23 protein-coding genes are annotated in these 21,577 nt (G+C 57.2%); all 23 read right to left on the bottom strand.

The window, feature by feature from the left end; translation table 11 throughout:
• Positions 1 to 136: 136 nt before the first annotated feature.
• Positions 137 to 829: a TrbJ/VirB5 family protein gene (locus BM43_RS00280; protein WP_036057783.1), complete on the bottom strand. Its 693-nt coding sequence runs from the start codon at positions 827 to 829 to the stop codon at positions 137 to 139.
• A complete protein-coding gene (locus BM43_RS42640) occupies positions 826 to 1,050 on the bottom strand; it encodes an EexN family lipoprotein (protein WP_158380914.1) in 225 nt (74 codons plus the stop codon). The genes BM43_RS00280 and BM43_RS42640 overlap by 4 nt, the downstream gene beginning before the upstream one ends.
• Before the next feature lie 20 nt (positions 1,051 to 1,070).
• Positions 1,071 to 3,587 (bottom strand): VirB4 family type IV secretion/conjugal transfer ATPase, encoded by a 2,517-nt coding sequence (locus BM43_RS00270; RefSeq protein WP_036057777.1) that lies wholly within the window; start codon positions 3,585 to 3,587, stop codon positions 1,071 to 1,073.
• Entirely contained in the window at positions 3,574 to 3,858 is a 285-nt protein-coding gene (locus BM43_RS00265) for a VirB3 family type IV secretion system protein (RefSeq protein ID WP_080752321.1), read from the bottom strand. Before BM43_RS00265 ends, BM43_RS00270 begins: the two co-directional genes overlap by 14 nt.
• A gap of 3 nt (positions 3,859 to 3,861) precedes the next feature.
• On the bottom strand, positions 3,862 to 4,224 hold the full coding sequence (locus BM43_RS00260; protein WP_036057775.1) for a hypothetical protein: 363 nt from the start codon (positions 4,222 to 4,224) through the stop codon (positions 3,862 to 3,864).
• A gap of 27 nt (positions 4,225 to 4,251) precedes the next feature.
• Positions 4,252 to 4,668, bottom strand: coding sequence for a hypothetical protein (locus BM43_RS39935; RefSeq protein WP_144417595.1), 417 nt, complete (start codon positions 4,666 to 4,668; stop codon positions 4,252 to 4,254).
• Positions 4,669 to 4,685: 17 nt separating this feature from the next.
• Complete coding sequence (locus BM43_RS00255) at positions 4,686 to 4,904, bottom strand: DUF3717 domain-containing protein (protein WP_036057772.1); 219 nt, start codon at positions 4,902 to 4,904, stop codon at positions 4,686 to 4,688.
• 11 nt (positions 4,905 to 4,915) lie between these two features.
• Positions 4,916 to 6,070: a CAP domain-containing protein gene (locus BM43_RS00250; protein ID WP_045577408.1), complete on the bottom strand. Its 1,155-nt coding sequence runs from the start codon at positions 6,068 to 6,070 to the stop codon at positions 4,916 to 4,918.
• A 93-nt stretch (positions 6,071 to 6,163) separates the two neighbouring features.
• Positions 6,164 to 6,985 (bottom strand): hypothetical protein, encoded by an 822-nt coding sequence (locus BM43_RS39930; protein ID WP_144417594.1) that lies wholly within the window; start codon positions 6,983 to 6,985, stop codon positions 6,164 to 6,166.
• Positions 6,986 to 7,003: 18 nt separating this feature from the next.
• On the bottom strand, positions 7,004 to 8,287 hold the full coding sequence (pilV, locus tag BM43_RS37970; RefSeq protein ID WP_059443249.1) for a shufflon system plasmid conjugative transfer pilus tip adhesin PilV: 1,284 nt from the start codon (positions 8,285 to 8,287) through the stop codon (positions 7,004 to 7,006).
• 89 nt (positions 8,288 to 8,376) lie between these two features.
• Positions 8,377 to 8,820 carry a hypothetical protein gene (locus BM43_RS39925; protein ID WP_185767464.1) on the bottom strand — a complete coding sequence of 148 codons (444 nt, stop codon included), beginning with the start codon at positions 8,818 to 8,820 and terminating at the stop codon, positions 8,377 to 8,379.
• A gap of 34 nt (positions 8,821 to 8,854) precedes the next feature.
• The gene (locus tag BM43_RS37965) at positions 8,855 to 9,910 is read right to left on the bottom strand and encodes an ATPase, T2SS/T4P/T4SS family (protein ID WP_080752320.1); all 1,056 of its coding nucleotides are present in this window, start codon (positions 9,908 to 9,910) and stop codon (positions 8,855 to 8,857) included.
• Positions 9,911 to 9,940: 30 nt separating this feature from the next.
• Entirely contained in the window at positions 9,941 to 10,438 is a 498-nt protein-coding gene (locus tag BM43_RS00240; RefSeq protein ID WP_052710544.1) for a type 4 pilus major pilin, read from the bottom strand.
• Positions 10,439 to 10,474: 36 nt separating this feature from the next.
• Positions 10,475 to 11,605 (bottom strand): type II secretion system F family protein, encoded by a 1,131-nt coding sequence (locus BM43_RS00235; RefSeq protein ID WP_036057764.1) that lies wholly within the window; start codon positions 11,603 to 11,605, stop codon positions 10,475 to 10,477.
• Positions 11,605 to 13,284: an ATPase, T2SS/T4P/T4SS family gene (locus tag BM43_RS00230; RefSeq protein WP_080752319.1), complete on the bottom strand. Its 1,680-nt coding sequence runs from the start codon at positions 13,282 to 13,284 to the stop codon at positions 11,605 to 11,607. The genes BM43_RS00235 and BM43_RS00230 overlap by 1 nt, the downstream gene beginning before the upstream one ends.
• Positions 13,281 to 14,597 carry a type 4b pilus protein PilO2 gene (pilO2, locus tag BM43_RS37960; protein WP_036057757.1) on the bottom strand — a complete coding sequence of 439 codons (1,317 nt, stop codon included), beginning with the start codon at positions 14,595 to 14,597 and terminating at the stop codon, positions 13,281 to 13,283. The genes BM43_RS00230 and pilO2 overlap by 4 nt, the downstream gene beginning before the upstream one ends.
• Positions 14,598 to 14,601: 4 nt before the next feature.
• Positions 14,602 to 15,279 carry a type IV pilus biogenesis protein PilP gene (gene pilP / locus BM43_RS37955; RefSeq protein ID WP_080752318.1) on the bottom strand — a complete coding sequence of 226 codons (678 nt, stop codon included), beginning with the start codon at positions 15,277 to 15,279 and terminating at the stop codon, positions 14,602 to 14,604.
• A gap of 6 nt (positions 15,280 to 15,285) precedes the next feature.
• A complete protein-coding gene (locus BM43_RS39920) occupies positions 15,286 to 16,956 on the bottom strand; it encodes a type II secretion system protein GspD (RefSeq protein WP_045577407.1) in 1,671 nt (556 codons plus the stop codon).
• Entirely contained in the window at positions 16,956 to 17,534 is a 579-nt protein-coding gene (locus BM43_RS37945) for a toxin co-regulated pilus biosynthesis Q family protein (RefSeq protein WP_148563158.1), read from the bottom strand. The genes BM43_RS39920 and BM43_RS37945 overlap by 1 nt, the downstream gene beginning before the upstream one ends.
• Positions 17,531 to 18,184, bottom strand: a complete 654-nt coding sequence (locus BM43_RS41180) for a TcpQ domain-containing protein (protein WP_158380913.1) — start codon at positions 18,182 to 18,184, stop codon at positions 17,531 to 17,533. The genes BM43_RS37945 and BM43_RS41180 overlap by 4 nt, the downstream gene beginning before the upstream one ends.
• 611 nt (positions 18,185 to 18,795) lie before the next feature.
• The gene (locus BM43_RS37935) at positions 18,796 to 19,350 is read right to left on the bottom strand and encodes a lytic transglycosylase domain-containing protein (RefSeq protein WP_080752316.1); all 555 of its coding nucleotides are present in this window, start codon (positions 19,348 to 19,350) and stop codon (positions 18,796 to 18,798) included.
• 660 nt (positions 19,351 to 20,010) lie between these two features.
• Positions 20,011 to 20,490, bottom strand: coding sequence for a hypothetical protein (locus BM43_RS39915; protein WP_144417592.1), 480 nt, complete (start codon positions 20,488 to 20,490; stop codon positions 20,011 to 20,013).
• A 411-nt stretch (positions 20,491 to 20,901) separates the two neighbouring features.
• A complete protein-coding gene (locus tag BM43_RS37930; protein ID WP_158380912.1) occupies positions 20,902 to 21,552 on the bottom strand; it encodes a PH domain-containing protein in 651 nt (216 codons plus the stop codon).
• Positions 21,553 to 21,577 lie beyond the last annotated feature (25 nt).

The raw sequence follows: 21,577 nt of genomic DNA, 5'->3' as shown, positions 1-21,577 counted from the left end.
GTAGTCAGCGGGTGAAAGACGCATGCGCACGGCGACTTTGGAATCGCACCCACATGCGCGCACCCAGCAAAGGCGCAAAGCATCACGGCCGAACCTACCCAAAATGCGCAATTACGCGCGAACTTCAATCGGCGGATCATTGCGTGCCCCCGGATGTCGCACTGCCGAAGAACTTCGCGCGCGTGGCCTCGGCCTGGTTATCACGATTCGCTTGCGCAGCTAGAACCTGCGCCACCAGCCCCGTCATCTTGACCTGCGCAGCCTGCGCAAGCCCGATCTCGCCCGCCATGCGGTTTTGCAGATCCGCGGCATCCTTCACATTCACCGTTGAATCGACTTGCTTAAGCAGCGACGTGAAATTGTCGATGTGCGACTGGGCCTCGCTAAAGAGTGCGTCGCTGCCTGCAAGCGCCGTTCGCGTCGTATCCGTATTGAGCTTGTACGTCGATCCGCGCAATTGGTCCGTGAAAGTCTTCGGATCGATGGTCTGCATTACCTGTTCATACTTAGATTGCAGCTGCCCATACACGCCGTCCTTCTGTTGCTGAACCATCTCCTGCCAGCTACCAGGGATCGCCTTGACTGCATTGATCGTGTCCTGCACATAGGCCGCGCCGCGCTGATACGAACCCGTCACGGCCTTGAACTGATCCTGGGCCTGCGCGAGCGCCTTCTTCAGCGTGTCCAGCTGCGCCGTCAACTGCGCAATCTCGGTCGGGCTGATGACAGGAACGCCATCCGCATGAGCGGTCTGCGCAAACAGGACGAACGCAATGCCGGCGGCGGCGATCGCGCGTTGATGTAAAGCGAAAGAGGTAGTGATTTTCATTGCTGAACTCCCGATGCTGAGTGTTCAAAGAATCGCGCTCGCATGGCGCTGTCAGCTGCGTTGCAAGTCCGAGCTTCGGGCGTGTCTGCAAGCAAGCTGATACCCTTACTCCTGCAATCCTTCTGGGTATCCTCGATTTCCGTCGGATGCTGCAAGAAGTAATCCATCGTCTTCGACTCGCGCTTGCCACAAGCCGCAACGCCGATCGCCGTCAGCACCATTACAATCGCCGTCGCATGCCTCATTTCTTTGGCCCCTGGTTGTGCGTTCCTGCCGCCGTCGCCCGTTTCATGAACACCGGAACCCAGGTTTCCGGATCACTGGTGCCAAGTTCTTTCTTCACCTCGCGCATCACAGTCACAGACTTGTCGTTCGACGAAAGAACGGGAATCAAATCCGGCATGTCGGACATGTCAAACGATGCATGCACGGAAGCGCCACCCGCGCGCTTAATCAACATCCAGAAATCCGGCATCGATCGGATGTATTGACGCTCGCTCTCCGTACAGTCGAGATTTGCTACGTAGTCGGTCGTGCTGGCCTTGTCGTTACCCAGGTAGATCGATACGACGGCCTGATTCTTCACGGCCAACACCGGGTTGTAGAGCGCATTCGGCTCAGGTGTGATGAACACGGTCACGCAATTTCGGCGACGGAAAGTCTCCCGGTACGCCTCGATCTTTGCCGCCCAGAATCGATTGCGCACCAACAGCTGTGCCTCATCCCATACAACCATCGCCGGCGTACCATCGAGAGATTGCTCGAAGCGATGTGTCAGGTAGTACGCGAGCACCGGCAACTCGGGACGCGCCTGGTTGTCCTTCATCAGGTGACGCATCTCTACACGAATGTGTCGATAACGAGCCAGATCAACGCCATCCTCATCGTTGTCGAACACTGCGGCATTAGCGCCATTCGAATGCCAAATGGCCATGGCCTGATAGAGACCAGAGTCAGGCAGTCCAAACCGCCAAGCGTGCGAACTAAGCTTCCGATCGGCGAACGGCGTCTTCTCGTCGTCGAAGTTGTCTTCGACGACCTTAGCAATCCGTCCTATGTCACTCTCGGTCAACGTATAGCCGTAGCACGTTGCCATCATCATCAGCATTTCGCGCAAAGTTGCGCGGTTTTCTACCGAGTCGGGCATCTTGCAGGGATTGCCCAGCGGCGTTTCCGTCGACAGGACAATCTCATGCCCGTTCATCGCTTCAACGAAAACGGTCGCGCCGTTCTCACGGTCAAACCACAGGACACGCGGCTCAACCTTATCCGCTTGCGAAACCAATATCGCCATAAGCAAAGTCTTGCCTCGGCCCGTCAGCGCACAAATATTGACGTGACCAGGAACCATTCCAGGACGTTCTTCATGAAAGTTGAGCGCGTAGCCAGTTCGCCCTTCCGTTTCGAGCAAGAGTAGGCAATCGCCCCAAAGATTTCCCGACATCTTTCCCTTGGGGAAACTATGCAATGAAGCAAACGACGCAAAATTCAGCGCTTCGACCTTGCCGACGCGGCCGTTATGCCTCTTTGATGCGCCCGGAACTTGGGACCACACCGCGCGCTCCATGCCAACCGTCTCGATGATCGGCGGCACGCCCCACGCTTTGAAGCACTCGCCTACATGGCCCGTCGCGAGATCCAATCGATCTAGCGTGTCGTCAACATTCGCCGGATCGACCGCGACGTGTACCAGCACGCTCATGTGATGATCACCAGCAATCGTGCGGCCCATCAACATCCGCTTACGAAAACTACTCATCTCCGCCTGGACTTCCGACTGCACTGAATCGTGCGATGCCCGGCGCTCGCGCATCGCCGAATCCCGATTCGTATCTAGCTTGTTGACCGGGAAAAACTTCTGCGTGACGATCACTTCCGCCTTGACCTTCTGAAACGGGTCCGCCATCCCAGCGAAGGTGCCGCTCGGCCACTGCGACATCGCCATCACTTGACCGATACGCCAGTGATTGATGCCCTTCACCTCGAACACGTCGCGTCCAAGCACCACGTTCTTGTCGAATGACAGGTACGCCGTCGAGAGAGCACGGCCCAGGTGGTACGCATCGGCACGAACCGGCCCGTCCTCGAGATTGATCAGATAGCGTAGAAAGCGAGCCATCTCACAAAAGGTGCCTCGCTCCGTAGTCACCCGTGACAAACGCCGCGGCCCGTACACCCTCAACGACTTCATGATCGACGCAACCTTCTCATCGAGGTCGCGCAACTGCCGGCGATCGCTATCCATTCCGCCCATGCTTGAGGAGAGCTTGCCCAACACCTTCCCGATCGCACCGACTGCTCCCGACATATGCCGGTAGCGACACAATGTGATGTAGATATCGTGCCGATATAGCTTGCGATCTTTCTGCTGATGCCGGCCCTTCAAGCGTTCGTTCAAATAGTTCGGAAACCAGTTCTTGTAACTACCGCTCGGCCACTCGTCGCTTTCGCGGCGAATTTCATGTACGTAGATCCCCAGGTCCGGACTCGATATAGACTGAAGCGCCGTGTCGCGACGCAACTTGTAGTTGTCGATATCGTCGTCATTCAGCATCTCCGCGTACAGTCCTTCGACCTTGATAATCTGGAGCTTCGTCCCATCGAGCGTATTGAGCGTATGGTCATTCACATACGCGTCGATTCCGAACGGGATCTCCGACGTGGTGCGAAGGTTTTCCTCGACATCTCGATCGGCGTCCACCTTCGGTTCGAAAAGCGGCGCATCGAACTTTCGTTCCAGAAACTCACCGAGGTTCATAGGTCTTGGCCCCTTCCCAGTTTTCGCGGCTTCGGACGCTCGCCATCCTTGCCCGATTCGTCGAGAACACTTCGATCTTGAACATGTCCTTCGCCGTAGCCTGATACGACAGGTACAACAAGAACGGAATCGCCAATCCCACCCATAGAACGCGCGTAATCACCCAAGCCACGGCCGGCGCCAAGATAGACCCGAAAAACAACACCCAATGAATATCCGCAACCATAAATGGTCGAACATTCGCGACGGGGATGTGGTCGACGGTACGCATTGCTCAAAGGCTCGCGGCTGCTTGCTGGGACATGTACCGCACGATCGCCGGAATACAGAAAAACACGAAGCAGACAATGATCGTGATGACCGCAGTCTTCATCTGCACCCAGCCTTTCGGTACGCCGAGGACCAAGACGCCGGCGATGGCCATCCAGATATACGGCCCCCCATCAAAGAAAATCCATTGCAAGAACGCCTTGAGGATTCCAGTCGCCGTCGAGTAATCAGCGGCGTAAGCAGTCATCGGCATTGCGCCGATAAATATGCACGCCACAAACATGCTGATAATTTCTCGCACCATCCGTTGGTGCTTCTGATAGATGGCGAGCAGACGGTATTGCAAAGTGATAGCCAGCGGGTTCATGGTCGGTCCTCTATTAATTAAAAACGGTCAGATCTGTTCGGCAACTTGTAGAGCGAAACGCGCGCCGGGCGATAGTTTTGATAAAGCAACGCCACCGATTCGGTTCTGAATCATGTGGCGATACAAACACGTCAACTGCTCACGTTGACGATCGTGGAAATCGATCACGGTCCCGTTCCCATCCACGTCGAATCGGCGGCGGCGCAGCCGATTGATAGCGACCTCGAGCTGAGCGACAGCGATTACCGGGTCGACTACTCGATGCACATCCGGAGCGCTCTGTGACGGCGTGATCGTCGCGTAACTTTCGCCTCTGCGATTCGTCTCGCCTATCGGCTCGTCTTTCTCCAGGGCGAAATACTCGGTTGAGTGCGCGATTAGCTCACCCACGCGCATTACCTGTCCACCGTTGAAAGACGAACGCCCCTGGCCTCTCTTGCTCATGTCGATTCTCCACGCGTTCATGCCGCCTCAGTCAGAAGGCGCCGTTGCTCCTCCGTTAAATCACGGAGGTCAACTGCGGTCGCCTGCTTGCAAAGCATCTGGCTATAAAGTTCACTCAATGTCACAAGCTTCATCTCAACGGCAATATCGACAGCGACAAATCGGCGCTTCGCCTTGAGACCATTGATCTTCATTTCAACGTGCTCGATCGTGACTTTGCTGACCTTGGCGGGCATGATCTGCTCCGTTATTTCGTACCGGTCGTGAACGACCAGGTGGTTGACAACGGCTTGCCGTCACGAGCGCCTGCAAACGTGGCCGTGTACTGCGTGCTTTGCTTCAACGGTGCAAGAGGTAGCAGGAACGCGACGCCCGGTGACAGCATGTTGTTCGGATCGGCTGTTACCGCAGCGGTTGATCCCGACACTGCGGTCTGGGACACGAGAACGCGCGCCGGCACTACCGCGCCGGTGCCGTCGACCAGCTGAAAGCTCGAAACCGTCAGCGTGTCGTTGTTCGCGGCATTGACGCGGACCATGATCGGCCGCCCCGGTGCACTCAGATCCGGCGCGGGGTTGGGACTCTCACCCGCTGCGATGGCCAGCGCTACCCCGGTCTCATCGCTATACGGCGCGTGGACAACCAGGTCCGTAGCAAACTGCTGCCCGCCGCTCGTCGGAATCGAATTGACTTGCGATGCCTGATTTGCATCCGGAGCACCCGGCACACCCGTCGCCGTTCCCATGTCAACGACGCAGAACGCCCACATCGCCGGCTGCTGCCCGGCCGGCGGTGTCGTAACCGTCGTGGCGACCCCCACCCCCATGCTTTCTGAATTCGCCGTCACGCCCTGCAGGTGATAGACGCTATTGATCCAGGTGCTTCCGCAATCCGTCCCGGTAGTCTGTACCACCGGGCCAAAGCTACCCGAGATAACCTCGCCTACCCATTCCGCGGCCGGAGCTCCAGCGGCCTGTGCTCGCTGGAGCGGCCACGCCCCAGTAAATCCCGGCAACGATGCGTTTTCATCGTGGCCCAGGAACGTGATCGTCCCATTCGGAACGTTTTGCAATCCGTAGCTCGCATGCGCAGTCGCGGCTTTATCCAGCGCAGCGTCTTGCTTCATCAGCCCCACACCCAGCGCGAGGCGATAGGCGTTGATCTGTGCGAACAAAGCAGCGCTCGGCGAATCACTTGGATAAGTCGACGCCGGCACGCTGGTTTGAGGAGGAACCGACTGCGAGGACGGCGACGTGGGGGGCGATGTCGGCGTGGTTGACTGACTCGCACCAGAAGATGCAGAGCCGCCCCCGCCATCACCTCCCCCTCCACACGCGGTCAATACAAAAGTCGCTACAACAGAAATTGCTACCAGCGTGATGATTTTCTTTTCGGTCTTCATGAATGCCCCTCGAATGGTTGTTTTGCACAATATTGCAATGCCCTGCCTTGCCTCACGAGCGCCTGGCAAACTGAAATGCCCGGCCGCCCTACATCACCCCCCTCCACACGGCCCTGTCGAGCCTTCTGGCTGCTTGCCTCCACAACGGGCAAACCCACTCTCCTTTTGGACGCTAATAACGGCACCTGTTGTTGGATTGGCCTCGCAAACTGCTGCCACAAAGTTCTGCAGTTCGGTACCAGAACCCGGATCAACACCACCGTCCCAACGAGTTCCCTTCACAACAAGAAAATGCCCATTGGACGTGAACGAAAAGAGATTGCCCTGTTGCTTCGGCGACGCAAAAACGCCCGTCCACGTCAATTTCCAGTCGCTGTAATGATCTGCCGTCCAGTAATGCCAACGCAGCGTGTTGTTCTCCTCGAGCACCGGAGAGTCCGTAGCCGCGTTTGCATCGGTAATGCCGTAGCCCGCCTGTCGCTGTTCAATGGCTTGCGCGCATTGGGAGATCGGATCAACCGGTGGCAAGATAGGCTGCTGGCAGCTCGGGGGTGTCCACTGCGCACCCGTCCACGTTGGCGCCACCGTCTGCTGCAAGCCGGTTGGACAGGTAGGCGGCGATAGATAGCTGCATTGCGGCTGACTCCAATGCGCGCCTTGCCAGACAGCATTTCCCGTCGTAATCCAACCCGGATCAGTCGGACACATCGGCGCAGAGATCGGAGCGTGATAGACCGGCGTCAAACACGTGTTGTCCTGATAGCCTGACGAGCACTGCGTTGGAGCTGCATGCCCGTTTTGAGCAAACAGGCCTGCGGCAAACAATATGGAAATCAGCGCAAGCAAGCTCCATACGATGCGTTGGAATAAACGCTTCACCTCACGCGACACTACGGCGCTGCTGGTGCAAAACATGGCCACACTCCCCTAACATCAATACGCGCAGTACGTCGCCGCAATGCCCTGCGCGCCGGGAATCGCGTTACCGCTTCCATCTGTCAGATGAACTGTCCATCCATTGCCGTTCCAGGTTGCTGGACCAGAATTCACGACAGTCGTGTCGTTCACCGAGAAATTCTGCAAAGTGACTTGAATCTTCATCGCCCCGCCATTAGGACAGCTCGGCGCGGGCACCGACCACGAATCTGCCACCGTGTAGTAGCCGTAGCGCAACCACCGACCTCCAATCGGCAGCCATCGTGGCCCTTGGTCGGTCAACTGACACGACAGCATCTGCCCAGACCCATCAGCGTTAGCCGAAACCGAAGTGACGTTGACCCCGTAGTTCGTACAAGCCGTGTTGGGTACTGATGCATTCGCAAGTGACAACAGCTGCCCCACGATGTGGCCTTGATAATCCATGGACGCGTTGAGCTTTCCTTGGTTACCAGCAGCGATCGTCCCTTCTGCGTACACGTCCCATGTATGGACGCCACCGGCATAACCTGCAGGCAAGCCCGACTGCGGGTCAAAGCCAGCCGTGCCGATGTTGCCGCTGAACCGGCCGGCAACCGCATTCACAGTCCCAGCGCCAGTGATATCGTGCTTATTCCCTGCGGCATCAGTCATCCCTAAATCTGTCTGCATCGAATTCAGGTCCGGCCGCGATGGCTTCATGTCTACGCGGTATAGGAAACCGTTATCTGCCTGCGCATTCGCCATCCCGAGCATCGCCGCAAGGTGGCCACTACCCGGATTTCCATAACCCTCTAGGGACTGGCGGAACGTCCCATTCGCGCCCACTGCCACTGTAGGCTGCATCGACGTGTCGCCGAACTGATTTGCATACGGCACAAAGCCACCCAACATCCCTTGCGCACTTGTTTGTGCAGCGCTGGGGACTAGCACCGAAGGAGGAATCTGACGCCCTCCCGTAGTAAACAAAAGTGCCTGCAATTGGCCCGGAACAGGCTGCAATACCTGCATCTGCCAGTCCTGCCCGTAAGCGTTGCGCATCGACACGCTCTTCGGGAGATAGCCAGCTTGTGCCAGCTGGTCAACCGTTACCGTCGCCGGCGCAGTCGGCGTAGCGATTTGCGCAAGAGCTGTGCTTGTATCGCTCAGGTACTTGTTCATCGCCTGGCCGATCAAGACGCCTTGATTCGCGATCACCGCTGCTTGGACGTTTGCAAAACCGATCTTCGACCACGCGTATAGGCCCGCCATCGCCGTAACGGAGATCAACATTGCGAACAACCCGCCGAAGAACGAAGACATAAATTCAATCCATCAAGAAGTACGCGCTTCCGGTATATTTGTCAGCATATTTACCGGTAAACAGTTTGTCAACAGTTTTCGCAGGGCGGTCACGGCTCGATACGAACCTGATACAACAGCGTGCCCGATGAAAATGATGCCGGCACACTGATCAACTGCCCACTCCCCACGGCAACTGCTTGCCCTGGATTCGATACCTGATACCAAAGCGCGCTGCCCTTCAATACCCGTTCTAACGTTGACGATGCGCCCGGCACACTCGGCACACCGGCATAAATCAGTCGCGCGGTACCGTTCCGCACTGTTGCACATCGAGACCCAACAATCGGGGTGACTCCTGCTGGCAATGTCACCGTGATCGAATCGTTGACCATGCCGGGCTGCTGCTGCGCGGCGGTCCGGCACGAGTTCGCAAATACTTCGGCCTGCGTTGCCCGCTCCATCGCGAGTACCGTGAGCCGGCCCGAAAGACCGGCGCCTGGCACCGAGATTGCCCACTGCGCAACCTGCACAATCAATCCGGTGAATGTCATAAGCACAACGATCGGTAACAGCGCGTATCCCATTTCAGAAAGACAAACTCGGGTCAGGGTTGTGCAACACGCGCTGTTGCCTCTCGATCTCCGAAATCATTTGTCGGAAGTCCGTCCCATGCAGCTGAGAACGAATCCCGCGCTCGTCCTCGGCGCCTTTTATAACGAGCGGCGACACCTCCTCCAGCTCGTGTATCAACACGTCGTCCTGCCACCGCACCTTGAGGCGTTGATGTACAACAGCCGCTAGACCACTCGCAAACAACCCCGCGTCATAACCCGCGTCACGCAACATGCTCGACAGCCGCTGCAAGCCCTTCATCTGATCGTCAGTGTGATACGTCGCAATCACAAGGACACCGCTGGTCGCCGCGAGGAACGCTTGCGCCACCGCATCGGCCGTGCGCAGTTCTCCGATCATGAGAACGTTCGGAGCACCGCGCAGACGACGACGTATTTCCGGGGCGAACTGCTCATCGCTATCAACTTCGGTCTGATAGAGCGTCCCGGTTACTCCGTCTTCCCCCTCGTACTCACCCTCGATGTCGACCTCGACCGGATTCTCGATCGTGTAGCCGCAGCCACCGTAGCGCTTCAAAAATTCGACGCAGAACGACGTTGCGCCAACCGTCTTACCGCTTGACGTTCCACCCGTTAGCAGAACCAAACCGCCGCTGCATAGTTCCCTTGCCAGTAGCGCTGCTTCGAGCCGTCGTCCGTAACCCAATGATCCAAACTCAAGCGCCCCTACTTGATGTCGGCGGAACACATACAACGGGCCTCGCGTCGTATTGACCAATGCTCCACGCATCGGCACACCTGCGTACTGAATACGAAATTCCTCCTTCTTAAAGGCTTGGGCCCGTGCACGCAGATTCCTTGCAGCCCAAAGCGCGGCCCCGGATAACTCGTGTCGCTCGGAGTCACCTGAATACGTCTTGAACCATGCTCTCTCGCCCGGCTCAAGATAAAGATCGGAGAACGGGAGACTGGCAAAAGCTTCGGTCTCAGACGTGCTAGCACAATCAATTTGTGCTACGTCAAAGTCCGTCGCCGTGTGCGCAGCGTCGTGTATTTCGTCGTGTGCCATTCATATCTCCGCCGGCGGTCCGCCTAACGGTTAAGAGAAAATAATTGTTACAGCGGTCTGCCCATTGCAGGCAGCCGCCGCAGTCTGGCCATCCGACGGGTTATCCTTGTTGAAGGTCGTACCGCCCACTGTCACACCGTCGTACCCGTTTCCCAACGTCGTCACAAGTTTCGCGCAATCGGTCGTTGTGGTTATCCCATTCAACGTGACGACGCCTTGCCCGCCATTCGCCTGATTCGAGAGATTGATAACCCCTTTCCATCGATCGACCAGGGCGCCATTTCGGACCATAGTCCCCGGAATGACGCCGCCCCGAATCAGATCGGCAACGTTCGCATCGGTGAGATTTATGTAGCCATTGGGCGAAGCCCCCAGCATCTGCCGCGCGTTCGTTACAAACACCCCCACGTCGCTTGCCTGAGAAAGTGCTTTGTCCGTGGTGAATATGTTGTTACCCAACGCAATGATCGCGATGATGCCGAACACAGTAATGATTTGCCCGTAAAGCGACCCGAAGAATTCACGCATGACCTGCTCCTTTACTAATCAAAGTATCGGGCTCGCCTAGAAGCCCACTGCACGTGCCACGTCCGACATCAAACTGTTGACACTCGCGTTGATCATCAAGCCAACAGCCAAAACGAAAAACGTGAACACAGTTCCAAGAATCACACTGACACGAAGAATTCGGCGCTCAACCTTCTCGCCGAATTGCTGCGCGGCAACCTCGATCACATTTGCGAAGTTGCTTTTACCTTGCAGCATCGCGATACGTTCGATCAGGTCCATAGAGGGGAACCCATGCCCCGTCGCACGCATCGCCACGGAGAGTTTTTCGCCACGTCGAATGCCCTGCCAGAGTGGTCGTAGGCGAGACGCGAGCCAGGGATTAGCAAACTTCGTCTGCTGCTCGAGCGCGCTGGCTTCAGCAATTCCTGACTTGATCTGTCTAGAAAATGTATCGAGCCAAGCGGCTCCGTTCAGCTCGCGATAGAGCGTGAACGGAAATACATACTCGTCGAAAAATGCCCTGCCCGGTCCGGTCCATCGCGGCAACGCAATGACGCACGCGAGCCCCAAAGCCAACGCGACCGCACCAGCAACTGGCGCGAACCAACTGGTGGCAGCCCACCCGAGCACGTACAGCGTTCGGGTCGAGGCAGACCAGTTCTCAGGTGGTATCGCATCAACTAAGGTCGGCGTCACCTGCGAGCCAATCACGTAACAGAATCCGTAGAGCCCAGCTAAGTACACTGATGGTTCGGTCACTGCTCGCGCTATCAGGCCCGTGATACGACCGACCCGCTCCCGCAGCTCCAGAATCTGCTGCATCGCCTTCGGATAAGCACCAGTGGCCGCCCCAGCTGCCATCATCGACGCTTCAGTCGGTGGCAGCTTCCCCATTGCCACAAGCAGCGTTTTGCCGCTCACGACCGCGAGATATACCCGATGAATAGCCTGCGCATCGGCTATCTTCTTGCGCTTTTGGAGATTAGAGCGCAGCGCACCCAGGATCGCTGTTTCATCCTCCCCCTGTGGCAGCAGGTCCAACATGTTTTCGTAGACGAGCTTTCGCAGTCGCCACGGCAGTCTCACATTCTCGGAGTCGACCAACCTCGGCAAAGCGCGTTTAGTTGACAATACATCGCCGAATGCGCGCCAGCGCTCCAGAAACGGAATCGTGAAGTTCGGCATTACAGGTGATCTCCGTTGGCTTCGATCCTGTCAACGATCGTCACTGAGCTATGCGCCTTGTCCGGTGCTAGCTCACCCTTCGCCACCAGCGCCAGCGCGTGTTCCAACATTGATTTGTCCGCGCCCTTCCGCGAACGCTGATATCGCTTCGCTTCAGCAATTTCGCCGCGCTTTAGCAACGACATCAGCGTCTCATTCGTCTCAACTACTTCGGCGATCGCCACACGCTTGACAGTCCCCCTGCCCAAGCATGTCGGACAAGCACGATCGCTGCCCTGTACACACACGTTTGCAAGGTCAACGTCCCACGAGTGCAGCGCGTCGCGTAGGTACATTGGCACTACTTCCTCGCTCGCCGTGTCCAGCGGTTGTTTACAGTCGTCGCAAAGAATCGGGACCAGGCGCTGTCCGATAAGGCCAATCACCGAACCAGCGTCGCACGTCACTCGCGGTGACAGGCGATCAAAGTCGAAGCCCTCAAACCGCACCGCAAAACGGTACAGGTCCCCTTCGTGCAGCGTCGACAAAACGAAATGGCCGGTCTCAGCCGCACCCCGCATCGCGTGCGTTTCAGGTGCGTCCCGCACCTCCCCAGTAAGAAGAATGTCGGGGTCCATCCGCATCGTGTGCTTGAGAAGTTTTAGATGTGTATGGCGTTCTTCCTCTTTCTCCGGCGCTTCGTTGACCACCAGCTGCACTGCCCACGACATCTTGAATTCAGGCGGGTCCTCCATCGTGATCTGTTTCAACCATGGGAAAAGCTGCGCCTGACGACGCATCACGGCCCGAATCGTTCGTGACTTACCCGCGCCAGTCGGAGCACAGGCTATTACGATTCCGTGATCTCGCCGTGCAATCCGCTCTAGGAGCGCCATTTGTTCCGGCGAATAGCCATCGATATCCCACCCTCCATCTGGCTTTTTCGGCGCCATCAGATCTAGTGCCCGCCATGCCTCCTGGGCCGTTAACACGCACTTGAAGTCGGGCTGGTCTTGCAGTCGGGCAACGAGAAAATGGCCACCCTTTGATACGGGCTCGCACGGACCTCGAATAATCCGCACCATTTCGATACCGGTCTCGGCCAGCTTATCGCCGTCAATCTGAGCCGTCTGAAATTGGCGCTGTGCGAACTGCGCGGGCTTATTGCTCGCGAGTGCGTTGTAGATTGCAAGAATGAATGCATCGCCCTCTTGAGCCGTCATCATTTTCGCGTTCACCCGATAAATCTCGCCGTCGATACGTAATTCCATATCGGTGTGCTCGGCGCGACGAATGACGTGTATATCGGATGCGTTCACCGCTCGCGCATACATGAGGAGCCGCTGGATTTCGCGATGAATCTCTGGTGCGTCGGCCGCCAGCGCCTCGACGCGCCGATGCTGACGGCGCATCGCTTGCAGCTCGTCGGCGGGCAACGACACAAGCACCGGATCGTGGCCCGCATGCTTCAAGTGATGAAGCCATGAATCAAACACCGACGTGCTGCGCTTGCGCACGTCGACATAGACGGTCAGCGCGTCACCAACCTGGACGCAAACCACGTGGTCTACCAGGTGATCAGGTACGATCGGAGCTGAAGCGAGCGACGCATGCGACGGAGAGCTTCCGTCACTAGACGACGCGGTGTCGGTCGCAGGAGTAAATCGACCAAGGGGAAGAAAATTGCCGGGAAGTTTCATGCTTTCGCTCCCACGGCATGTGTAGGCTGCCTGCAGCTCATCATCTGCTGTTCGATCGCGCCACTTGGCCGCCAGCTATAGAGCGTGCCACTCGCCTGCCAATCCTTTCCGACCCTCCACGTCAAAGTATCCAGTACAAAGCCCGGTACACTGTTCCATGATCGGCCGTCGTGACCGATCGGGGCATCAAGGGATAATTCACCCGCGACCGCCGACAATCGATATGCCCACGGAGGCACAGAGTTCGTGAGTAACACGGCCTGCGTCTGCCAAGGCGGGAGATCCTTCAACATCTGCACGTCGCACGGCAGTGCTGAAATCGTACCGAGCGACAGTTGCCCGCTTACCTCATTGGCTAATGCCCAGATCGATCGCTGCGCCTCTTCGTTATTGCCTGCTGCAGCGTTCACCGCGACACCGAGGCCGCGGCGGCTACCACTGCTTTGCGAATGTGCGCCATCAAGCAGCCGGCCTGGAGCGTCCATGGGCGAGCCACCCGCACTCACCCAATTCATCGTCAGAGCCAGGTTCTCACCGACTTGCCTACACTGCCAGACTGCCAACTTCCATCCATCTTGGGCTAGCGGCTGTGCGAGCCATACCTGATGGCACGCATCAATCAGCTGCGCAGGTGCAGCGGCTACCTTCCACGGCGGCGACGCGAGCAAGCGCGCGCGCTTAGCATGCGCTGCCTCGAGCTGCGCACGCTGCGCAGCCACCACCGCGGCTTCCTGCTTCAGATTCTGCCGCCACGTCCACGCCGTCACACCGGCGATCACAACGGCCCCGGCTGCGGCCGCGATCAACCCATTGCGCACCACCGGTGAAATCTTTGCGCGCCAGTCGCGCAGACCTGGTTGCTTCCCAGCCAACCGGACCATCTCGGCAAGATCGGCCGGCAACCCGGAAACACTCTTCCAGTGCTCACCCGCCTTGAGCGCTGCAGCTGCCGCCTTGATCTCGTCGTGCGAACCAACCAGATCGCCATTCGGCGCGATCCCGTCAGCGCGCACGGCTATGAGCCACGACAGTTCGTCGTTGAGCCGATAGACACCGAGCCAGGGAGCCGGATGATAATCGGCAACAACGCTTGCAAGCGCGCGAATGGCCGTCGGACGACGCGTGTCGTGCGGCAGGTCGCCAAACCCCAATTGCACACCGGCGGTCGTCTTCCGCGCCACACCCCAGATCCCACGCACGCGTGACAATTCGCGCAGTTGCGCGGGCTTCGGCATTACCGGCTCCACGAGCCAAGTGAGCCCGACCGCGTATAGCGTCGGATTGTCGTTCGATAGTGTCAGGATCTCGGCCATGTGATTACATACCCACGGTCTTGATCGCACGCCCGCGCCCAAGCGTCACACGCTCGGCAAGGATGCTTTTGACAGTCCAGCCATCAATCGTGTCGCCCACGCGCACGTCACGTGCAGCGCCGTTCACGGAAATCGTCGCGCTCTGTCGACCATCAAATGCGCCGGTGCCGATCAGCACCCAGTCGCTCGCGACCTTCGGCGGTGCGGTCGGCGCCCCCACCGCAGTGTTCGATGGGATCGCTTCGGCCGGCGGCATACCAGAGACGATCGCACTCGAACTGAAATCGCGCTGTACCTTGCGAATATCGCGCTTCAGCGTCTCGTTCTTCAAGCGAGCTTCCAACACCAGGGTTTCGCGAACAAGCCCATCAAGTTCGGCGTTTTCCGGTTGTACTACCGTCGACTTCGCAACACTCGCTTGAGAAGCCGCACCCTGAAGCGGCGCAACCACCGTAGGAGAAGACCCATTAACGAGCCCGATGCTCGACGCTCCTCCCGGCGCTGACGCACTCAGAGCAGTTGCGCTCACATGCTTGGAGCTGGTTAACGAACTGACGTTTGACGCATGTGCGTGCAGCATAGTGAGACTCACGAATGCGATCGTCGCACCAGATGCCACCGCGACCCGGATCGACGCTCGCGAAGAAACCGGAAGGAAATTCGGCAAGTTCATCTCGATCATCCCCTGTTACAGAAGGCGGGCCGACAACACGATTGCAATGACCGTGTCGTTCTTCTGCGCGTCAGCACCGCCGCCAAGCAACGGCACCCACGGCGAGCCAACACCGTTCCCCGTTGTGCTCAAGGTCTTTTGCTGCATGCCCGTCAATACCAACGTGTCACCAGGCTTGAGCGTCACGCTCTGTTGCAGCTGCGTGTTTTGTGTCGTCGGTGTCTGCACGCACGACTGGCCCGCGGTACAGCCCGGAGGAAATGTCTGTATGTCGATCAGCTGGCTCAGCGTCAGGTTGAAATCGATAAGGATGTTGCCGTTCACTAGCTTAGGCAGGAACCCGGACGTAAATCCCGTCGTCAATGTTGCGCTCTGCATCGACGTGGTGGAACCGACGTTTGATGCGAGCGTGCTTTGCGTTTGCGGAACATATCCCTGCTGGCGAGCATCCTGGAGCGACATCAGCTTGCCGTTCTGCGTGACTCCCGCCTTGGAAAGCACCGTCGTAACATCGCCCAACGAAGAAAGCGCTTGAATCGCCCCCTTCGTTCCAGAGAACGGGCCTGACAGGATGTTCGCGCCAAATGAAAACGGCGTAGCCGTTCCCAGGATCTTCGGTACCGAAGCGCCAGAGATCCCGACGCTCGTATGTCCGCTCTTGCTCTTGTACGCAAGTGCAAGATCCAGCCCATAATTGTCTTCACGAGACAGACGTACTTCGTACACGTGGACATCGATCTCGATACGCTTTGCGTAGGTCGCGTTCAGTGTCTTGATCCATGCCTCCACGCGATCGCACATCGGCGGCGTTCCGGTAACGGTTAGGATGCCTGCATCCGGATCGGCTACTACCTGGCCACCACCCGAGATCGCCTTCGCGGTCGCTTGCAAGTTTTTCCACGGATTGATGTCCGCCGTCATCGTCAGTTTTTGACTACTCGCGCTATTGCCCCCCGAGCCGGTACCCGAAAATGAACCACTGCTACCCGATCCACTAGCGCTGTCGCCATTACCCGTTGAGATCGATCCCTCCAGTCGCCCTCCTTCGTTTAGGCCGGGAAGGGCAAACACGCGTGTCTCGTTACGAAAGAACGTAATCACGCCGTCCTTATACGCGGACCAAACGCCGTAATGACTGTTGACCACATCAAGAAAACCTCTGACATAGCCGTCATAGACCAAGTAACTCGGTGCGCTCGTGGACGGCCACGTGCCCATACCAGGAATGCCTGAGCTGGACGGCGAACCACCCCGCGCTAGCTCGTTCAATCCGCCTGGGGGCAGCGGTCCACCGGCAGCACCCGGCGCACCAAGCGGCATCCGAGCGAACGACGATGCCGCTGAAAGCGTCGATACTGCGGCGTCGGTCGCGGACGAATCGACAATCGCTGGGATACCCGTCTGTTTCGTAAAACGTGCCGCGAGGTCCGCTAGCGATCCCGCCTGATACGCATAACGAATCGGTTTGTCGAAAATTGCCGGTTGCGGCTTGCTCGCCGCGATCTCTTCGCCACGCAACCAATTCGATGCGTGTGTCAGCACAATCGGCCGCGAAGGATTGGCATTGCTCGCTTGGTCGCGTGCCGCCTGGACATCGAGTACCTGTTCGTTGCGTACATCTCGGAGAGCGCAGCCGGCGAGTGAAGCAGCGACCAGTACGCCCAGCATAATTTGGCTCTTTCTCATTACTCGCTCTCCCCTGCTTCGTGCACAACCAGCGTCTTGTTACCCGTGAACAGATCCGCGCGCACGTCGATTCCAGTGGCCGCCAGATCCTGGATCACACGTGTTGCTGCCGTCTGAAAATCAGGCCCGTAGGCTGCATCACCCGGAACGATCCAATCACGCGGTAAATTCCAGATCACATTCCAGCCGCTTTTTTGTGCCCATTCACGTAGCTGCGTCTGCAACGACGTGCCTGCGGCAAGCCGATATGAGCTGTCGAAATCTTGAGACTGAACCGGCGCAGCCGTCACAACCGTTTCGGATGGGTACAGCGATGCCGGCGGAACAATAGGCGCAGCGTTCGAGCCGGCGGACGCCGGCGCAGTTGCGGATACCGCAGCTGGCGACACACCCGGTTCAGGCTTCGTCACTGGCATTTTGGTAGACGGCGCTGCTGGCTGAATTGGGTGATATGGTGCGATGTGGACTGCAGATGACAAGTCGCTATCAGCGGCGTTAGCGGCATGCACCATGCTCGCGAGCACGATCAGCCCAAGCGCGAACGACTGCACACGTTGTTGAAGGGGCAAGCGCATCATGGGAAGACCTCGGCAAGCGCCGTATGAGAGGTAGTTTGGAAAACCCGGTATGTCCGTGTAGTGGGATCGGGGCCGCTAACCGCAAGGGGGTAGCCCGCTTCTTGCAGCGCGCGGACGACTGATTTGATGGCCGTGTCGAATGTGCCGGTCAGCGTAGAGTCGGCTGTGATCGGTGCGACGATCGCGCTATCCCACCGAACAGGATTGCCCGACGCCTCCCCCCACCGGGCGAGCGCCTGCCGGATGTCGCGATCGGCAAGAAGCAGCCTCCAGTTTGACGCTCCGGAGACGGTCTCATCCGTACCTCGCTTTTCAGACATGTCTTGCGCTGCATTCGCGTTCGACGTCAAACCCAAGTTCGCAACAATGTCCGTCTCGCCATACACCGACTTAACTATCGGCGCATCGACAATGATCCAGAAATGATGTGCAGGAGCTTCCGCGACCACCAGTGGATATCCTCCCGCGTCCAGAGCCTGCGCCACCGAATGCATCGCATCGGCAACCGTTCCGCGTAGCTGACTGTTGGCCGTAACGGGAACCGTCACGGAGCTGGACCAGCGAATCGTTGCTCCTGACTCCAGTGCCCAACGCGCTATCGTGTTCGCGAGTGTCAGGTCGGCCAGCCGTATATCGAAATTTGCGATCACCGGCCGTCGAACGCGACGTGCTATGCCTGCCGAATGAACAGGCTGACCGCTTACACGAATACGGCCGCTCCAAGTCTGTCCTAAAGGGTGAAACGCCGATGCGTCGCTCCAAGAAACAGCTTCCGTTCTCGGCTCGAGCGTTGCGCCACCAATCGAGTGATAGGACAGTGAGCCACACGCAGGAAGGACCACGCACGCGCATATGAGTCCGAGAACCGTGCGCCCTTGCATCAGCCGCTGAAAACTCTTTTTCCCTACCCCTATCAAGGCATGGCGTGGTGCGTATGATCGATACCGAACGGCCTCAGATTGCTTGGAACCCGATATCCACGCCCTGCACGTGCAAAGCCAGCAGGAGTCGAATCGCATCGCCTGCTTGGACAGGACACCGAGTAGGTTGTAAAAAAAGCCGGACGCGGGGCCAACGCGCCCGGCGAAACCGTCATGCCCGGAATCAGGGGCGATCGGGCTGACGGGAGGACGCGAGTGAGAGTGCTCGCGTCCGCTGGCAAATGGTTCAGTCGCGACAACTACTCTAGAGTTGCAACAATAGTTAGCATTACTAATGCTAAATGCAAGAGAATTGAGTTCGCGCGGCTTCATCTGAATCTCTATTCAGTCTCGGCCACGGACAGACCGCTGGCGGTATTGCTTGGCGGTACCGGCGCAACTACCGCCGGGCTCACCGGCTGAGTAGTCGTTGCACGCGGCATAACTTTGAAGAGTTCAGCGTAAACACGCCGCGCGTACTGGACACGCTTGTTCGCCGACATCGCGTTGTATGCGCCGACCGCGTTCCAAGTCAAGCCAAGGCGAGCAAAGTTCTGAGCGAGAATCCAGGTGCCGACATAGGCATTGGTGCACGCATCGAAAAGTGATGCGCGAGAGATGCCATAGCGCGCAAGCGTTGGCAACCAACTCGAATTGATCTGCATCAGCCCGATATCTTCAGAGCCGTTGCGATTGAGGTTAAGCGCCGTTGGCTTAAATCCCGACTCTATGGAAGCGATCGCATGAACAAGGGAAGGGTCCACGCCGTGGTATAACGCGGCGGCGTCGAGACAATCGGCGTAAACGTTGGTTACACCGAGAAACAAAGATAAGCACGCGAGCGCGACGGCGGCCGCCTTGCGGCCACCTCTATGCGGTATACTAACGGTATCCACAGGTAGTCCTCGGACCCGATGGGTCCACGTTCCCAAATCTGCTTGTGGCCAGGTTGAGGCTAGTGTGTCCGCACCAGCCTCAACCGCCTCACTACGTGTTCAGACAAAATTGATAAGAATCTGCCTGATCCCTGGACATGTATCACGAATGAAATTCATCATTCGCACGAAGTCACGCCAAGTTCTCTTAGTGCCTCTCACACTTTGAAGCACAAAACTCTTTTCCTTGTCCGGGAAAACAACAACAACCTCCCAGCTTGACCTTTGTCCCTCACCCTCACTACGCTCAACCACCTGGACCTCCAATCGCTCACCGGTCCGGTACGCAAAAGCAAGCTCCTGAGCTGAGATCCCCTGCATTCTTCCCCTCTTCTTGAAGCGTAAAGGGTGAAGTATCGCCATGTAGAAGAACTCTCTGAGCAAATTTTCAACAAGTATCCATAATATGATGGACAAATTGGGGTAATTTGTCAAACAATTTATGCCGAGCCCCAATTCCGTCCACTTGACTTCGGTCCAAGATCCTTTCGCTCACCCAGCTGCTGCCCGCGACGTCACCACCGCTGTAAAGCGCTGCAGATGCGCCAAGCACTCCCGGCACCCTGCCAGTATACCAATCAAAATACAGACCAGCCTGTATCGCTCAGGGTACAAAAAAAACTACCCACAATCTCTATGTTCAGAAGCGGCAGCCATAATCATCTTCACGAAGCTTTGCCGAAGGTGCTTTTGAAGCGCCATTCGTATAAGGCCCCGGTTAATTTCCGCTGCCTGCAATTTTTCCTCGTCACCGCATGTCCGCAGTTCGACAGCCCACGCTTCCATTTTTGCGAGTGCGTCGGCATTTACTCCCGCATCAAAAAGCTGGTAACTCACCCCTTCAGGTTGAAATTGATCGGCCTGAGAATATATTGAAACCACGCCCGATCGGTTGTCTCGAGCCACTATGTGATCTACATAGCAACCACGAGTCACGATTTCGAGGGGATGTACGCCGTCAGCATCCCTCAGCACCGCAATGTCGGTACTTTGGTTTGCATGCGTATAAAAGAATGAGGATAACTCCGACCAACTTCCATCGGGTATCTTTGCTTCGCATGTGATCCAGCTTATCAACAGCTTATTAGGAATCGTCGTCACTGCGGCAGCATCGTTCGTTGATAAACCAACGCGCGAAAGCCATTTCCCTATAGCCGGGCCTCGTCTCTCAGATTCTAGAGGCACAAAATCAATTATCATGTTCAGAAATCTCTACCACCCGATGCAAACCTCAGCGTCAATCTCTGCCATTGCCGCCCCCGACTTCTGGCGAGACCGCCATGCCCACAGACGATATAGTCTCCTTTGGAAAAAAGATACCCTGATAGAAATAACGGGTTAAATATTACATATTGCCTGCTACCCCACAGCGCAAGCCTTTCCGGCTGTTGACTCCCTTCATCACCACTTCCCACGTTGCGACAAAGCAACATTTACCGTCATCTCAAACTGGGGCACCGGCAAGTCGGTACATTTTCCTTGATTGCCATTTCCCGCACATTGCCGCTCACATCACAACGTACTGACCCAGGTTTCGGTCGTTCCATAGCATTGCCTCGATGCGACACCCGCTCGAATGATTCGCTCCCTCAGGTCGTGCGGATATTGCATTCCTTCCATTAGAAAGATCCGGCGTGACCAATCCGTCGTCTCGATGGCAACAGTGCCAATACCGAACGGGCGTTGCCACCACCGTTGATGTGATGACACGTTCTTTATCCGCGTTATTTCCAGGCTATGCACATCCCTATTGAGAACACCTCTACTAAAGGTAAGCCTAGCGGGCTCGATAGTGATGCTCCTGCTTTTGACGGCCAGCAGGACCCATCCGAAACGTCCGAGGGCCAAGCCACCAGCAGCGGCAAAGAAACACCAGATCGGAACATTGGGAAATGTGTTGACCCTTTGTGGCTTCAACTTGTGAACGTGCCCAGGCTGCGACACCAGCGACCCAATCGGAGACAAATGGTCAGAATGAAGATGGACGTATCCCGCGGCGAGAACCAATAGCAGCAGCCATGTTTGAAACATGGCTGGTATGCAAGCAAGTGTCGAAGGAACAAACCGCAGTTGGCGACTTGCATCCGCTCTTACATAAGCCGGCGCATGCGCTCCATTATATTGATTGAAAACCTCGCGACCTTGGTTCTTAACATTATCCATGATGTGCTCCCTCAATCGAGGCCCA

The organism is Burkholderia gladioli (genome assembly GCF_000959725.1).
In the GTDB taxonomy this organism is placed as follows: Bacteria; Pseudomonadota; Gammaproteobacteria; order Burkholderiales; family Burkholderiaceae; genus Burkholderia; species Burkholderia gladioli.
The sequence above is the reverse complement of the archived record's forward strand: the minus strand, read 5'-3'. Positions and strand labels throughout refer to the sequence as shown.

Bases quoted from the DNA above. Each gene is read 5' to 3' on its own strand.
- BM43_RS37965 (WP_080752320.1), bottom strand. From the start codon at position 9,910: ATGGCACACGACGAAATACACGACGCTGCGCACACGGCGACGGACTTT.
- BM43_RS42640 (WP_158380914.1), bottom strand. From the start codon at position 1,050: ATGGTGCTGACGGCGATCGGCGTTGCGGCTTGTGGCAAGCGCGAGTCG.
- BM43_RS37945 (WP_148563158.1), bottom strand. From the start codon at position 17,534: ATGATGCGCTTGCCCCTTCAACAACGTGTGCAGTCGTTCGCGCTTGGG.
- BM43_RS39930 (WP_144417594.1), bottom strand. From the start codon at position 6,985: ATGTTTTGCACCAGCAGCGCCGTAGTGTCGCGTGAGGTGAAGCGTTTA.
- BM43_RS00240 (WP_052710544.1), bottom strand. From the start codon at position 10,438: ATGCGTGAATTCTTCGGGTCGCTTTACGGGCAAATCATTACTGTGTTC.
- pilV (WP_059443249.1), bottom strand. From the start codon at position 8,287: ATGTCTTCGTTCTTCGGCGGGTTGTTCGCAATGTTGATCTCCGTTACG.
- BM43_RS37930 (WP_158380912.1), bottom strand. From the start codon at position 21,552: ATGGATAATGTTAAGAACCAAGGTCGCGAGGTTTTCAATCAATATAAT.
- BM43_RS00235 (WP_036057764.1), bottom strand. From the start codon at position 11,605: ATGCCGAACTTCACGATTCCGTTTCTGGAGCGCTGGCGCGCATTCGGC.
- BM43_RS39925 (WP_185767464.1), bottom strand. From the start codon at position 8,820: ATGACATTCACCGGATTGATTGTGCAGGTTGCGCAGTGGGCAATCTCG.
- BM43_RS39920 (WP_045577407.1), bottom strand. From the start codon at position 16,956: ATGAGAAAGAGCCAAATTATGCTGGGCGTACTGGTCGCTGCTTCACTC.
- pilP (WP_080752318.1), bottom strand. From the start codon at position 15,279: ATGATCGAGATGAACTTGCCGAATTTCCTTCCGGTTTCTTCGCGAGCG.
- BM43_RS00270 (WP_036057777.1), bottom strand. From the start codon at position 3,587: ATGAACCTCGGTGAGTTTCTGGAACGAAAGTTCGATGCGCCGCTTTTC.
- pilO2 (WP_036057757.1), bottom strand. From the start codon at position 14,597: ATGGCCGAGATCCTGACACTATCGAACGACAATCCGACGCTATACGCG.
- BM43_RS00250 (WP_045577408.1), bottom strand. From the start codon at position 6,070: ATGAAGACCGAAAAGAAAATCATCACGCTGGTAGCAATTTCTGTTGTA.
- BM43_RS00280 (WP_036057783.1), bottom strand. From the start codon at position 829: ATGAAAATCACTACCTCTTTCGCTTTACATCAACGCGCGATCGCCGCC.
- BM43_RS00265 (WP_080752321.1), bottom strand. From the start codon at position 3,858: ATGCGTACCGTCGACCACATCCCCGTCGCGAATGTTCGACCATTTATG.
- BM43_RS00255 (WP_036057772.1), bottom strand. From the start codon at position 4,904: ATGCCCGCCAAGGTCAGCAAAGTCACGATCGAGCACGTTGAAATGAAG.
- BM43_RS00260 (WP_036057775.1), bottom strand. From the start codon at position 4,224: ATGAACCCGCTGGCTATCACTTTGCAATACCGTCTGCTCGCCATCTAT.
- BM43_RS00230 (WP_080752319.1), bottom strand. From the start codon at position 13,284: ATGAAACTTCCCGGCAATTTTCTTCCCCTTGGTCGATTTACTCCTGCG.
- BM43_RS39935 (WP_144417595.1), bottom strand. From the start codon at position 4,668: ATGAGCAAGAGAGGCCAGGGGCGTTCGTCTTTCAACGGTGGACAGGTA.